Genomic DNA, 15,045 nt, shown 5'->3' on the forward strand with positions numbered 1-15,045 from the left:
CCATCTCCCCCATCTCCCCCATCTCCCCCATCTCCCCCATCTCCCCCATCTCCCCCATCTCCCCTATCTCCCCCATCCTCCCAACATAAGCACAACCAATCAAATGTGAGGGGAAAGCTCAGAATTTTAGGCCGATCGCCCCGATGCTTGCTTAGAAATGTAAAAATATTATTATTTTATTAGAGCTTCCCCCTTACCCGAGACTGGACTCCGGCTCGCCGGATCGTCTCCACAAGGGGATCGCCTAGAGTGACTGGGTTTTCACCCATTCGGTCCTTCCCGATTTACCGGGATTCGTAGGGACGATGGGGTGCGATCGCTCTCCCCTTTAACCGCATAAGGCTAACGATTTGGAGAGTTTCTATCGGTGGAATAGTAGCTTTTTCAATGCAATTCGGTACAATAAAAGTGAAAAGCAGTTCGTGATTCAGGTCACAAAGATGGTTTTAGCAATATGGAGATTCACAGTCCCCTGACCGGCGCAATCCGTCTGGGAATCGCCCATTAAATAATCCATAGGGCCGCTTTAAGCGAGCCCAAGAAGATTCCAACCTATTCCAGGTAAAGGGTGCAACCTGACCGTTCAGGGATTCTACAGGGTCTTGCTTAACCAACTGATGTATTTTTTCTAAAGCTGCGGGGTTTTTTCTGTGATTGCTATTTCACCTCGTCCAATAGAGCGTAGCTGGAACACAATTAGCTTTGCTTCCACGCTCTATTTGTGCCCAATCCTAGATTTGCTGTTGGCTGATATTCCGCGCCAATGGCAAGCAGAAATCCGTCTTGGACTTCAGGAAGCCTTAGTCAATGCCGCCAAGCATGGAAACAATTTAGACCCACGAAAAACTGTGGTGGTTCGATTTAGTGGGATGGCAGATGAATACTGGTGGGCGATCGCAGATCAAGGAAAAGGCTTTGCCTGTGCTTGTCCTTGTCACATCGAGCCGGATGAACATTTGCCTCATGATGAAGGAGAATGCGGCAGAGGGCTCTTTATTTTACACCAAATTTTTGATCAAGTCAATTGGGACGATAACAACCGAGAACTAAAATTATGTAAACAATTTAATCAGTCCTCGCGATTACCGAGACTTCGATAAGCGATCGCCCAGATCACCGACTTCCGGGGTCCCCGGGGGATGATTCTTGAAACTGGACCCAAACTGGGGAAAAATGCTCCCGTGAGGTGCTTCGGGATGGGCTATTGACTAGAAGATTTAGACGGGCGCTCGCCATGAGTTGGACAGGGGGGAGCGCTAATTGAGCGGTCAATCCACCCCACAGCCTGGTGTAGTCGTAAGAGGGCTTCCTCGGGGTTATCCTTGAGCAAAAACACTAAAGCAGCAGCAGCCTGTTCTTTAGCACGAACTGAGCGATTAGACTTCAGGCGATGCCAATCCGTTTCCGTTAAAGTCAGGCGTTCGGCGAGGGCCTGAGCGAGTTCTAGGGTACTAAACTCTTGTAACTTGTCCGAAAGCGGACTGTGCAAACCCATCGTCCGGTTGCCGTGGGTTGGAGTGGGGTTAGCCATTGTACAAATCCCATGAATTCAATGGGGGCGAATTTCTGGTGCGCAGTCAGGAATGGACGAGTGCCTCAATCCACCCTATTTTAGCGGCAGGATGTCTTGAATGAAAAAAGAGTAGAAGTAGCATACCATATCTATGGCATCCTGCATGGTGAGCTTGTAAAATTATCTATTTTTATTTCTAACAGTCCCGAATGACATTACCCTCCGACCCCTCCGACCCCTCCAACTCTCAGCGATCGGGCGAATTACGAAGCGATCGCCAAGCGAATCGGGAGGGTCCCCCCGCACCAGACAACAACCCCTTGGGAGAAATTGAGCGCCAGATCCAAGACACCGAGCGATCGCTCAACCACCTCAAAGAGCGAATCGCCCAAGTCCTGCGCGATCGCCAGCGCCAACGAGACCTCCAAAACCGCCGAGATGACATCCGTCGCGAGGTTCGTCAAGCCAAAACCGTTAACCCGTCCCTCATCCCTGAACTCAAACAAGAGCTAAAACAAATCCAGGCTACCCTAGAGGCGATCGAACTCAGCTTAGAAAGCGAACTCTTCAGTTTTAGCGCCCTTAAAGAACCCTTTTGGCAAGCCCTTCGCTTTGGGGGAATTGGCATCATCATCGGCTGGTTATTAAGAGCTTGGGCCAGCTAAACTCATTCTTCGCAACCCTCACCCCCCATCCCTCCGTTAAAATCATTACAATCTCAACCTAAACGCAAAACTCTAAAATGAAACAAAGGATAGTTGAAATTTTACGAACCGGCGAACCCCAAACATCCGTAACAATTCAGGGGTGGGTCCGCACCAAACGAGAATTAAAAGAATTTACCTTTGTTGAAGTCAATGATGGTTCCTCCCTGGCGAACCTTCAAATCGTTCTCAACCCCGACTTACCCGAGTATGCCGAGATTCTCAAACAACTCAACACCGGCGCATCCCTAGAAGTCTCCGGCACTCTCGTCGAGTCTCCCGCCAAAGGACAACGCATCGAACTCAACGCTTCCGAGGTCAAACTCTATGGCGAATCCGACCCGGAAACCTACCCCCTCCAGAAAAAGCGTCACTCTTTTGAGTTTTTGCGGACCATCGGACATTTACGCGGACGCACCAATACTTTTGGGGCGGTCTTTCGGGTCCGCAACGCTGCCGCTACTGCCATTCACCAATTCTTCCAAGAACGCGGATTTCTCTGGGTTCACACCCCCATTATGACCGCCAGTGACTGTGAAGGTGCAGGGGAAATGTTAGCCGTCACCAGTTTAAATCTCCAGGACATTCCCCGGTTAGAAAATAGCAATCAAGTGGACTATGGAAAAGACTTTTTTGGCAAACCGGCTTATCTAACGGTCAGTGGTCAATTAGAAGCCGAAGTCATGGCAATGGCCTTGAGTGATGTTTATACCTTTGGTCCAACCTTTCGAGCGGAAAATTCCAACACTTCCCGACATCTCGCTGAGTTTTGGATGGTAGAACCGGAAATGGCCTTTTGTGACCTGACCGGAGATATGGATTTAGCCGAGGCCTTCTTAAAATATATCTTTAAGTTTGTCTTGGAAAAATGCCCGGAAGATATGGAATTTTTCAACGATCGCATCGATAAAACGGTGCTGGAAACCGCCAATAATATCATTAACAATCAATTTGAGCGGGTGACCTATACCGAAGCCGTTGCCCTGTTGAAAAAAGCGGATAAGAAATTCGAGTTTCCGGTAGAGTGGGGACTAGATTTACAATCGGAACATGAACGCTATCTCGCCGAAGAGTTATTTAAAAAACCGGCCATCGTCACCGATTATCCCGTAGAAATCAAAGCCTTCTATATGCGGCTGAATGATGACAACAAGACAGTAGCCGCGATGGACATCCTCGCCCCCAAAATTGGTGAAATCATCGGCGGTTCCCAACGGGAAGAACGTCTGGATATTCTCCAACGCAGGTTAGAACAGCAAGGACTTAGTATTGAGGATTATTGGTGGTATTTAGATTTACGCCGCTACGGGAGCGTTCCTCATGCTGGTTTCGGATTAGGATTCGAGCGCTTAGTCCAATTTATGACCGGGATGAGCAACATCCGGGATGTAATTCCCTTCCCCCGTGCCCCCCTAAGCATCGATTTTTAATCCGACAAGAAACCGGGTTTCTAGCCTTAATGGGTTGCTTTTTAGCATAAATTCTGAGCAGAAACCCGGTTTCTAACCCTTAGTTTAACCCCAGACTAGGGATTGGAAAAGGTATTAATCTTACCCCCTCCAATCGGGCGACCGGGAATTGAATTGGGGACTGAAAACGGCTCAATCGGTTGAATGGGTTGCACTCCGGGGGTGTCTCGGTTGAGATTAAGTCCAGAATTGTCCATTTGAGGAGACGGCAGGGAGGAGGGATTTAAGGGTTGATAGAGGGGTACATTCCTGGCGGGATTGAGGGGGGAGGGACTGGGGAGATTATTCGGTTGATTCAGAGGTTGGATTCCTGGAGAAACAGCAGGAGAGTTGCCCACAGGTTGGTTACGCGGAGGCTGATAGACGGAAGAGTTGGGGGTTAGATCCCGGGCAGTTCCCAGGTTGTTGGGTGCTAGGGGAGCAGCAGTGGGTGCCGTTGGAGCCAAGGGAACTTGTTCCCCTCGCAATCTCAATAAATAATCATAAGCATTCATGGGGCTGGAATTAGGAATCGCCGGGGTAGCGGGAAGGGGTTGATAGTTGTTTGGATTGTTGTAATCCTCAGAGTAATCCAAGGTATAGTTAGGACTCACTTCTCCGGGCAATCTTGGGGTTAGTTGCAGGCTGGGGTTCACCGCAGGCTGATTTGAACCGGACCCGGGGAGTCCGGAGGAATTGGGGAGATTCCCCGGGGTGCTGTTAGGGGTTGGCGTCAGTTGAGGCTGGTTTCCGTAGGGACTCGGAGAGGTTAAGGGTGTGCCGTAAGGGTTGTTGGGCCCCGGTGGAATGGGGTTGCCAGAGGGATTAGTGCCATTTTGGGGAGTGCCGTTAGGCGGTTGCGCCGGTTGAGGGGTGTTTCCAAAGGAATTCGGTGCAGTTTGGGATCCGGAGTTCCGGGGATTTTGTGCGGCGTTGGGGCGATTTTCCCCCGAATTCCCTCGATTGGATTGTTCTTGGGGGGTAGACTCTCCCCCGGGACTGGTTTGGGGATTGTCAGGGTTGCGATCGCCACGGGTGGAGTTATTTGGAGAATACAATCGCTCCATTGCCGATTGCAAGGGACTCACGGGCAATCGGGTCAAGTCTGGGGTCTCAAAATTATTAACGCTACCGGAAGCAATTCCCAAGGGATTCCCGGGGGGTGGGGGGGTTGCAGTGCTGTTTTCTGGAGGTGTAGGCACTCCCAAAATGCTCACCTCGGGTAACGCTTCAGATCCCGAAGCCGCATTATCGGATGAGGATAAAATAGAAAGTCCGGGCAGTTTGTATAGATTTTCCCCATTTTGATTGGGGTCCTCCCCGCCCTGTAAACGGGTGTTAGTGGAGGATTGAGTGCGGTTTGGTTGCGATCGTCTCGTTGAGGGAGACCTGCGGTCAGAATCGCTGGGAGTGGGCAGTGAAACTGACGGAGGCGGCTGGATCTGGTTTAAATCATTGATCAACACCGAGGAACTATCAATATCGGCGGCGATCGCACTGTCTTCTGCGGAAATCCCCATCCCCTCCTCGGGCTCATTGCCGAGTTCCATCTCCTCCTCATCCTCTAGGCTGAATAGATAGAACTCTTCGGGATTGTTGGAAAACTGCCAGATTAACAGGGTTAACAGTCCAAGAATCAGCACGGAACCCCACACGAAGGGTCGCGTGTAATTTCTTAACTGCGCTCGGATTTTGCGAATGGCAGGAGAGGTGGAGTTAGGGTTTGACATAACTTTTAATGCCGAGCTAATTGACCTAGGTAGAGGGATGAACTGAGCCAACGTTGCTTATTATAGAATAATCGCACTTTCCAGGTCAGGTAATCCGTTCCGCGTAAATTTTTTATAAAGATTGTCTACTTTTTATTATAGTGCTTAAATCGATTGATTAAGCCTTATTTATAAGGCTCATCAGGATTAGTAATCTTTAGTTTCAGCATTCTAGCATGAAAGCCAGGGCGATCGCCCTGGCTCTCTAGGGTCCCTCTACCATCAACCCCAGTTCATCGTGAAGCCCGCACTAATAAAAATCCGGCTATCACTATCCCCAGGGCGATCGGCAACCAAGCGGCCATAAAGGGAGAGAGAATCGCCAGTTGGCCCAAAGCATTGGCGAGAAAGGCCGTTAAATAATAGCCAAAAATGATAATAATACTAATCCCAAAACTGGTCGCTTTACTGGCACGACGGGGGCCGAGTCCCAAGGTAGACCCGACTAACCCAAACAGAACACAGACAAAGGGCAAGGCATATTTTTGTTGAATGCGAACCTCTAACTCCCGAATATCTTTTTCACTCCCTCCGAAGCGAATAATTTCCAGTCGTTCCTTGGATTGCTTGATGCTCATTTCCCCATAATCTCGCCCTCGGGAGGCTAAATCTAAAGGAGTGCGAGGGAGTTGGAGTTGTTGATGTTCAAACCGAACAATATTGCGATAAGAGCCATCGGAGGCGATTAAATAAACAGTTCCATTAAAAAAATCCCAGGTATTTTCTTTGGGATTCCAAATCGCTGATTCTGCCGAAACAATTTGATTTAACCCCATCTGGGAACGGTCCAGAATGGTTAAAGTTTTCATCCGCTCCCCATCGAACTCTTCCGCATAAAACAGGCGTTTCATCACCGTAACTCGGTCCCCATCCTCTTGGGTTACCCGGTCAAATTCCGTATAAATAATATTCCGGTCCTGAAAAGAGGGTCTCTCTTGATTCATCGCTTGCTGTAAGGTAATGGTCGCCTCATAGTTAGCTGCCGGAACGATCAGTTCATTAAAGGCAAAAGTTAATCCGGTGACGCAAAAGCTCAGGGCGATCGCCGGGACGACTAATCGATAGACGCTCACGCCACAACTGCGTAAGGCCACGATTTCGCTATCGGCAGACATCCGAGAATACCCCATCAAGGTGGCGAGTAACACGGACATCGGAAAGGCTAGAACGATAAAATCGGGGAGTTTTAACAGGAAAACTTGGACGGCAATTTCTATCGGTAACCCTTTTTCCGTGACGCGGCGCACGAGGTCAAATAAGGTCCCGATCGCCACCCCCACGGAAGAAAATGAGCCGACTCCAAATAGAAACGGCCCAATTAACTCAAGGGCGATATAGCGATCCATGACCGAGCCTCGCAACAGCCACCAACTGAAGGATTGAAAAGATTTTAATGAATTCGATATCATGAGAAGTGTGAGGAGGAGTTGATGCGATGGCAGTTTTTAGCAGTCCCGAGGAGGAACTACCTCAACCCTAAATGTGGTTATTAAAATGAGGGAAAATCCCTCCATTCTTCTCAGTTGATGAGAGTGATATCATGCTATTTTGGGGATAAAAGGGAATTTACAACAGCAATTTTTAAAGAAAAGAGGGAGATTTAACCCCGATTGAGATAATTTTAAGATAGCGTAAAATTCTCCCCGAGATAATATTGTCGGACCAGGGGATTCGTCGAGAGTTCCTCGGGGGTGCCAAAAGCCAGAATTTGTCCATCCCGCATGATGTAAGCGCGATCGGTGATGGCGAGGGTTTCGCGGACATTATGATCCGTAATCAGAATCCCCATCTGGCGATCGCGGAGTTGGGCGACGATTTGCTGCATTTCCGCCACGGCGATCGGGTCAACCCCAGCAAAGGGTTCATCTAACAGCAAAAAGGTAGGACCCTCTCCTTGCACGGCTAAGGCCCTTGCCATTTCAGTCCTGCGGCGTTCTCCCCCGGAGACATTTTTGCCCTTCGTATGGGCGACAACTTGTAGACGAAACTCTCGCAGTAGGGTATTAAGACGCTGTTGCCACTGCCAAGGCGGAACTTTCGTTTGTTCCAAAACCAGCAAAATGTTATCTTGGACCGTCAGATTCCGAAAAATGCTCGGTTCTTGAGCCAGATATCCAATTCCCAAGCGAGCACGGTCTTGGATGGATAACGGGGTAATATCTACGTTATCGAGCCAAATTTTCCCCTCGCTGGGTTTTTCTAGTCCCGTCACCATATAAAAGGTGGTGGTTTTTCCGGCACCATTGGGACCAAGCAAACCGACAATTTCCCCTTGGGAAACCGAAAGGCTCACCCGATTGACGACGGCACGCTTGCCGTAGGATTTGTGAACATTCTCCAACCATATTTTCACTGGGGACCATCCTCTTGGGACTAAGGGTTAATCTCTACAACCGGCACCGTGTTATCCCCGATTGGAGAGAAGGAGTTACTGAACAGGCGATCGCCTGTGAACCACTCCTTCTTAACCATTTTTAACCATTCAGGAGTCCATCGTCTCCCTTAAAGTCCAGGGGCGGTCCCATCCGGTAGGAAATAAATCGACTCCACTTGTTTGTTGTCTTCCGGAAGGGCAATAAATCGGCCCTCATCCAAAAGATAGGTAATCGTTTCCCCCCGAATGCTGTTGTTATCTTGGATCACATACGCATTACCACTAAGCACAATGCGTTGCTCTCGGCTAAAAAACTGGGCTTGGGCTGCGGTCCCTTGCATATTTCGGGCCGGATAGTTGATGCGGACATTGCCGCGTGCCGTGATAATCCCGGTTCTGGAGTCAGATTCTTGCATATCCGATCGCACTCGCAGGGCACGGTTGTCCTGGGGGGCATCCGGAGTTTGCGGATAACTCGGCATGGCAACAACGCTCGACAACGCGACTGGCATCATCAATGCCAACCCGAGGCGAAGCAATAAATGTGAGGAACTTAAGCGGGCAGAGGGCATCATAGCTGGGTTCACTGGTATAGGCACGATAAGCGCATTCGCAAGAAGATGCAGACGGAGTTCTGCCATCTTCTATTGGTAGTTTAGCCAATCCTACCAATCCGTAATCGGGATCGCGTTCGAGGGCAACTTCTGTAGCCTCCGTTCTGCTTGCTTTTTGACGGTTTCCAGTCCTCCGAAGTTTCGGAAGCCTTGACTAGGACAAGATTTTACCAAACTTTATCTCCCTGTGGTTTAAGGGCCAGAGGCTTTTCGTCTCCTGAGCTGTTGTTACCCCTTTTCACCCTACCGGGGTCCATTATTCCGGGCAATGGCCTAAAACATCTATCTAAAGGGGGATTGTCTCTTAGGAATAACCTGCTTTTCCCCTAAGAATGAAAGAGCAAATCAGCCTTGAATTTTCCTCGTTCATTCCTCCTAGGGCAGCCTTGTTCCCTTCCCCGGAATGGCATGGGGCTTATCTTTCCGGATTTTAAATTCTGGATTTGAAAAATATATACCCCCCTTGATTTTTAGAGGAATAATTTTAATTCACTCTCTCTAAATACTTCTAAAATTAAGTATTATCCCTGATAAATATTTTCAACAATTTGATTATATTAAAAACGGGGACATCCCAAATTTTTTAATGACTATTTTCTAACCCAGGAAGCGGGGGCTAATTTTTATAAATTTTGAATCAAATTTCCCCCCTGGCGGAGCAATGGTGACCCCATCCCGAAAAAGGGAAATTTGTCCCGTTCCCGTTAAACCTAAAAAAACAAATTAAGCCGAAATAAACCCTTAGCTCCGTAGAACTTACTTGTAATAACAAGTGAGTTCTACGGAGCTAAGTTAATATTTATTGTTGCTTATTAACCAACACTATAAAAACAATATGAAGACTTCCTGGTTAAGATTAAATTGAATTCTCCCAGGGAGCTTCCCGGAAAATTATTACAACTCTTGAAAAGGTAAGTATAAAAAAATGCAACAGCTACACAGGGTAGGGTTCCAAAAATCCCGAATCTATCCAGCTATTGCCTAGGATTTGCCTGGGAAATAAGGGAGTTGCAGAAGCTGGAATAACACTAATTAAAGTTGAACTGGAGGGAGTCCCTTGGAAGGATTTTTAGACTTAAATGCCTTTACGGTCCTGGTAAATGAGATGGACTATTTAACGGCTAATCCCGACGTTAAAGTTGCGGTAGAGACGGGGATGTTTACGTCGGGATTAGAACATTTTCAAGGGTACGGAAAACAGGAGGGGCGTCAACCGATCGCCGGGTACAATACCGCTTACTTTTTAACAGAAAATGCCGATGCGGTTGTAGCCACTCATCAGGGGGATTTTATTCTGGCACTGAATGGAGAAGATCGCATTTTCGGATTAGAGGGAAATGACTTTATTAATGGCAGTCAGGGAGATGACTTCATCAATGGCAACCCGGGAAATGATACTCTTCATGGGGGACAAGAGAATGATGTTTTGCGAGGGGGTCTGGGAAATGACCTCTTGTTTGGAGACTTAGGAGATGATACCCTTCATGGGGATTTGGGTGCGGATACGTTAACGGGTGGAAGTGGCAATAATGTATTTGCGATCGCCAGGAGAGATGATGTCCCCGGTTTTCGGTCCACAGGCAGCGCCAACTTGCCAGAAGCGGACTGGATTATAGATTTTAAAAACAATCTCGATCGCATTTATTTAGACGGTGGACTGGCATTTGAAGACCTGCATATTTTTCAAGGAACAGGTGCTTATTCTAGTCATACCATCATTCAAGATAAAATCACCGCTGACTATTTAGCAATTTTAAAAGGGGTCGATTTCACCACCCTAGATCGGGATGATTTTATCTCCCTTTCTCCCCCTTCTTTTTCTCCTCCAGAAATTGTGTTTGCACCCACGCCATCTGTGGGAATCTCTAATCCGCAACCTACTCCCACACCGGAACCCACACCCACTCCACAACCCACCCCGGAACTCACACCAGGCGCAGTGGGATTTACTGCACCGATCTTTACAGTAAGAGAAGATGGAACGGCGATCGCCTCTGTTACCGTTGTTCGGACGGGTGGCAGCGATGGCGCAATCAGTGCCGATGTACTCCTCAGCGATGGAACAGCAACTGCACCCGCCGATTACATCAATGAACCCATCACCATCACCTTTGGCGCGGGAGATACTACCCCTAAAACCGTAGCGATTCCCATCATTAATGATAGCGTAGTCGAACCCACAGAAACCGTCAATTTATCCCTGGGAAATCTCTCCGGTGGTGCAGTATTGGGAACTCAAAATACTGCAATTAGGGAAATTCTTGACAATGATAATCTCAATAATTTAGAACTCACCCAGGCAACCTATCTAGGAGGTGCCGGAAATGACGAAGCGAATGCGGTGCAGATTTCTCCGATTGATCGCGCCATTACCGTTGCGGGTAATTTAAGCGGGACGGCGCAACTCCTGCGATTTTCTGAGCGCGGTGATACCCTCTTGTCGCAAATCGATTTAGGCGGGACCGTCGAGGATTTAGATATCGATCGCGACAGTGGAGAAATCGTCACCGTCGGGGATTTTGGGATTAAAGTATTTGACAGTACCGGCACTAATATTCTATGGTCCCAAGCGGGAACGGTGGATCGGGTCGCAGTCGCCAATAATGGTGCGATCGCCACCTTAAACATCGCCACAGATACCCTCACCCTCTGGAGTAGCACTGGCACTTCCCTCGCCTCCACCACCTTAACAGGCACCGATATTCGTCCTGCCGATCTTGCCATCAATCCCCTGAATAATCAGGTTTATGTTACCGGATTTAATCAAGTTTCCACCAACTTGCAAACTCCCTTTATCCGAGGATTTGATACTGCCTTAAATTTGCTTTGGAATACCTGGGATTACAGCGCCACTGAAGTCACTTCCCAAAATTTAGGAGCAGATACCCGGGGAGAACGCCTGACCGTTGGCAATGATGGTACTCTCTATTTCCTCGGCAAAACTGATGGCGGAAATAACGTTTTTACTCGGGATGGAGATACGATTACCACGAACCTTGGCAGTCCGTTAATTCAGCAGGATGAGTATAATAATTTATCCGGCGCTGGGAGTGGGGCATTTACATTTTTTGCTAAAATCGATAGCAACACCGGCATCATCGACCGAGGTCAATATATCGCCACTCGCCTAAGTAATGGCAATGCTAATAGTTTCAATCCCAATTCCATTGCCGTAGATGAATCCGGGAATGTTTACATAGGGGGGGGTGCTGCTGCCTCTATCCAAAACCGGAATTTAAAAACCATTAATGGGGAACCCGTGGGGAATTATACCCTCGGTGAAATGGCAGTGTTGGGAGTCTCCGCCGATTTTACCACGCGCAAATTCTGGACTCCGTTAACTGCATCGGGTGATCTGGATGGGTCATCGGGAACGGTCAGTTCTTTTGCAGTGGCAGGCGATCGCGCGGTGATTTTCGGAACGGTTAATAATCCAAGAGTTGCCACCACATCCAATGCCATCAATCCCACTCCATTAGGGGGAACGGATGCCTATTTAGCAACTTGGGTAGTTTAATTAATAGATCTGCTCCCTGTGGGTTAACATCATAAGATTGTTTATCCCTGGCTCAATTGTTATCCATCCAGGGAGCAAAGACCCAAGCCGGTTTAAATTAGCCCACCCAGACACCCCTTGATTCTTCCTAGAGGTCCCCGAGGTTTTACCTTGGGGTAGAGGCAGCAAATACCTCCATTAAATGAGTGGAAATCCGTCGGGAAGCACCCGGTTCTCCCATGCGACGCTGACCATTTTCACCAATGAGTTGCAGTAGATCCGGGTCCCGTAAGAGTTGCTGGATGACTTCGGCGACTTGATCCGGGCGCTTGACGAGGGTGACGGAGGGTCCCAGGAGGCGACTTTGAGCTTCGGCAAAGGCGGGGGTGAACTGGGGACCTTTTCCGGGGAGGGCGATCGCCGGTTTGCCTAATCCGACAAATTGCTCGGTTGCCGTTCCTGCCATTGCGATCGCCACATCTCCATAACGCAAGCATTCTACAAATCCTGTCTGAGTCAGCAATAATCGGGCGGTTTTCTGGGTAAAAGTGAGGGCACCGGATGCTTGTAAGGAGGCGATCGCCTCATCAATTTCTGTTTTTCTAGGGTTATTCTCCACCGGATCCGGGAGAGAGGATTGGCGATGCCATCCGTAATTTTCCAACTCATGGGAGAAATGCTCAATTTTTAATCCAGGGGCGATCGCCGCTAGGATCACGGGATGGCGATTCGTGAACATTTCCACCACCGATGCTAGTCCCCAGAGGATTTGTTGCCAATTCCCATAGGCTTCTGGTGCTCTGGATCCAGGTAATAGGGTAACCACGAGCGATCGCTGGGTTTCCTTCAGTTCCGCATCCGGGTCATAAAAAATCGGCGCTGTAGCATCCACCTCCAAATCATCCATCATTGGATTGCCCAAGTCATAAGCGGGAATCGAAAATTGCTGTAAGGTGGCTGTAGTTAGAGAATCCCGGGGGAAAACGGCCCGACAGAGCTTGTTTCGCATCAAAGCGCGTTCCCAGGGTACATACACTGACCCAGACCAACTCTCGAACCGTTCAAACCAGGTGCGACGAGGTAACACTCCCGCCTCATCCCGGAGATAATATTCAGACTTCGCAGTACCGATAAAAGCATAGGGAAGACCGCTCAAGCGCGCAAACAGCAAGGGGACAATATCCCCAACAGCTAAAACCGCATCCCCTTGTTTCGCCCACTGTCGAATCGCTTGATATTGTTTCCAGGTTAGACCCAGTAATCCGTGGGAGATATCGCCTAATAACTGCCGTCCATCCATATAGACGAATCCCCCGGATGGCATCGGTTTGACCGGACCGACAATTTCCACCTCTGGCAGTTGCAGGTAGGCACGTCCATCCCCCACCAGGGGGAGTGCCGCTAAGTCTGGAGAATGCGGATGCTGCTGGAGTTGGCGCAATACCCTCCGGGCGATCGCGTCTTCCCCATGACCATTACTCAGACAGAGTATTTTCAAATCTCACTTCCTCCGTTGATTGCTCTCCCAGCCAGCCCTTGGGTCAAAATCACAAATTAATGGATTAAACCTGTTGTCATCCCCAAATTTTTGATTATAATAGAAGAAGACACGGGGCCGTACTGGTTTCGATAGTGGAGTGAAAGCTGCTCCGTGATTCAGGCCGAGAGTGAGTTGTCTCTCGTCAATCCCCAACTCAAAAAAAAAGTAAATGCGAACAATATCGTTCCTTTCGCTCGTAAAGCGGCCACTGTTGCTGCCTAATAACCTCTAGCAGGTTTGAGCGGTCTGTAGCTTGACTCCGTTAAAGGCTACGGACAAACCCTCAACGGATGCTCTAGTAAGGTTTCTCTGGTTACTTGCTAGTTAAGACTCAACCTGAGTATCCTGTCATCCGGGATAATGGATGGTCCCCGCCCAGAGGGTTAAATGGGCTACGCCTGTGAATGAGCGGTAGGTGAATACCTCTGCTAGACAGCAGTTCGATTCTGCTCGGCTCCATGGTTATTAAAAAAATCAACCCATCCGATACAATCATGTAAAGGGTGGGTTGATTTTTTATGAACTCTAAAACAGCAATTGTTATCTGTGAAAACCCCCAATGTGGACAGGAATTTACCAAGCCTTTAGCGGAGTTTAAACGTAGTGAAAAGCTGGGTAGACAGCATTTTTGCTGCTTAAGCTGCTATGGACAATCTAAAGGGGTTGCACAGCTAAAGGGAAAAAGAACGACAGCACATTTAAAAAAAGGAACAGAACAAGACGAATTTTCTCCCTTTCGTCATCCTTTAAAAATTATCAGAAAATCCGTTAAGCAGCGCACGATAGAGGCTTCTGTTACTTTACAAGACCTCAAGCAAATTTGGCACAACCAAGGCGGAATTTGCCCTTATACTGGATGGGAGTTGGTGCTGTTCCCTTGCACCACAGACTACCAATCCCGTCCTTTAACAACAAATCGAGCGAGTGTAGACCGGATTGATTCCTCGAAAGGCTACAGTCTGGATAATATCCAATTTGTGGCAGTGATGGCGAATTTAGCTAAAAATTGTTTTAGGGAAACAGAACTCTTTGATTTTTGTGAGGCCGTTTATCAAAATTATCACCGTCAAGAGAGGGGGTTCGATAAAATTCCAAGGGGACAAGATAGGGAATTAGAATTCCTCGCTCAATTGAATCCTGTTACTTGGGATTCTCCCAGGCGCGGTCCCCGAATTGACAGCTATTCTCCGTTTCGGCAGCATTTGAATTTAGCTCGAATGCACGCTCGGATGAAGGGACGGGAATGCAGTCTGACTTTGGAAGATTTAAAGCAATTGTGGGAAAGGCAGGGGGGACGATGTGTTTATACGGGATGGGAATTGGAGAATCCTCCGACTACGAATGGGAGGTTACGGTGCGATCGCCATCCTCGAAGGGCAAGTTTAGACCGAATTGATTCAACCCAGGGATATCGATTGGGAAATGTTCAGTTTGTGTCGGTGATAGCGAATTATGCCAAGCGGGATTTTGAGGAAGAACAATTGTGGGAATTTTGTGCGGCTGTGGTAAAATATCGTCGTCAAGCGGAGTACAAAACGATACCACTGCTTAATTCCCAAATTCAAGGACCGTTCCCCTAACCTACTC

Annotated in this window: 11 protein-coding genes and 1 other RNA gene; 6 read left to right on the plus strand and 6 right to left on the minus strand. The window is 48.4% G+C overall.

Features of this window, described 5'->3' with window-relative positions; all coding sequences use genetic code 11:
• Window positions 1-650: 650 nt before the first annotated feature.
• Window positions 651-1,100, plus strand: coding sequence for an ATP-binding protein (locus tag NG792_RS26325; protein ID WP_261198667.1), 450 nt, complete (start codon window positions 651-653; stop codon window positions 1,098-1,100).
• A 101-nt stretch (window positions 1,101-1,201) separates the two neighbouring features.
• On the opposite strand, the gene NG792_RS26330 is transcribed toward NG792_RS26325, so the two are convergent.
• On the minus strand, window positions 1,202-1,495 hold the full coding sequence (locus NG792_RS26330) for a DUF6439 family protein (RefSeq protein ID WP_261237401.1): 294 nt from the start codon (window positions 1,493-1,495) through the stop codon (window positions 1,202-1,204).
• A 227-nt stretch (window positions 1,496-1,722) separates the two neighbouring features.
• Between NG792_RS26330 and NG792_RS26335 the strand changes: the two genes are divergently transcribed.
• Both NG792_RS26335 and asnS read left to right on the plus strand, forming a co-directional pair.
• A complete protein-coding gene (locus NG792_RS26335; protein WP_261198668.1) occupies window positions 1,723-2,178 on the plus strand; it encodes a sll0565 family protein in 456 nt (151 codons plus the stop codon).
• A gap of 77 nt (window positions 2,179-2,255) precedes the next feature.
• Entirely contained in the window at window positions 2,256-3,647 is a 1,392-nt protein-coding gene (asnS, locus tag NG792_RS26340; RefSeq protein WP_261198669.1) for an asparagine--tRNA ligase, read from the plus strand.
• A 95-nt stretch (window positions 3,648-3,742) separates the two neighbouring features.
• Here the strand turns inward: asnS and NG792_RS26345 are convergent, their stop codons facing one another.
• The 4 genes from NG792_RS26345 to NG792_RS26360 form a co-directional block, all read right to left on the minus strand.
• Window positions 3,743-5,395, minus strand: a complete 1,653-nt coding sequence (locus NG792_RS26345; RefSeq protein ID WP_261237384.1) for a hypothetical protein — start codon at window positions 5,393-5,395, stop codon at window positions 3,743-3,745.
• A 272-nt stretch (window positions 5,396-5,667) separates the two neighbouring features.
• Window positions 5,668-6,843, minus strand: a complete 1,176-nt coding sequence (locus NG792_RS26350) for an LptF/LptG family permease (protein ID WP_435387615.1) — start codon at window positions 6,841-6,843, stop codon at window positions 5,668-5,670.
• A 212-nt stretch (window positions 6,844-7,055) separates the two neighbouring features.
• Entirely contained in the window at window positions 7,056-7,787 is a 732-nt protein-coding gene (gene lptB, locus NG792_RS26355) for an LPS export ABC transporter ATP-binding protein (protein ID WP_261198671.1), read from the minus strand.
• A gap of 149 nt (window positions 7,788-7,936) precedes the next feature.
• Entirely contained in the window at window positions 7,937-8,383 is a 447-nt protein-coding gene (locus NG792_RS26360; protein ID WP_261198672.1) for an LptA/OstA family protein, read from the minus strand.
• A 1,096-nt stretch (window positions 8,384-9,479) separates the two neighbouring features.
• On the opposite strand from NG792_RS26360, the gene NG792_RS26365 reads away from it, so the two are divergent.
• Entirely contained in the window at window positions 9,480-11,939 is a 2,460-nt protein-coding gene (locus tag NG792_RS26365; RefSeq protein ID WP_261237385.1) for a Calx-beta domain-containing protein, read from the plus strand.
• Window positions 11,940-12,084: 145 nt separating this feature from the next.
• Here NG792_RS26365 and NG792_RS26370 read toward each other — a convergent pair whose 3' ends face one another.
• Entirely contained in the window at window positions 12,085-13,416 is a 1,332-nt protein-coding gene (locus tag NG792_RS26370) for a lipid-A-disaccharide synthase-related protein (RefSeq protein WP_261237386.1), read from the minus strand.
• Between the two features lie 113 nt (window positions 13,417-13,529).
• Between NG792_RS26370 and ssrA the strand changes: the two genes are divergently transcribed.
• Window positions 13,530-13,920: a transfer-messenger RNA gene (ssrA, locus tag NG792_RS26375) on the plus strand.
• Window positions 13,921-13,976: 56 nt separating this feature from the next.
• Window positions 13,977-15,038 (plus strand): hypothetical protein, encoded by a 1,062-nt coding sequence (locus NG792_RS26380; protein WP_261237387.1) that lies wholly within the window; start codon window positions 13,977-13,979, stop codon window positions 15,036-15,038.
• The last annotated feature ends 7 nt before the right edge of the window (window positions 15,039-15,045 follow it).

The sequence above is a fragment of the Laspinema olomoucense D3b genome (assembly GCF_025370785.1).
GTDB classification, from domain to species: domain Bacteria; phylum Cyanobacteriota; class Cyanobacteriia; order Cyanobacteriales; family Laspinemataceae; genus Laspinema; species Laspinema olomoucense.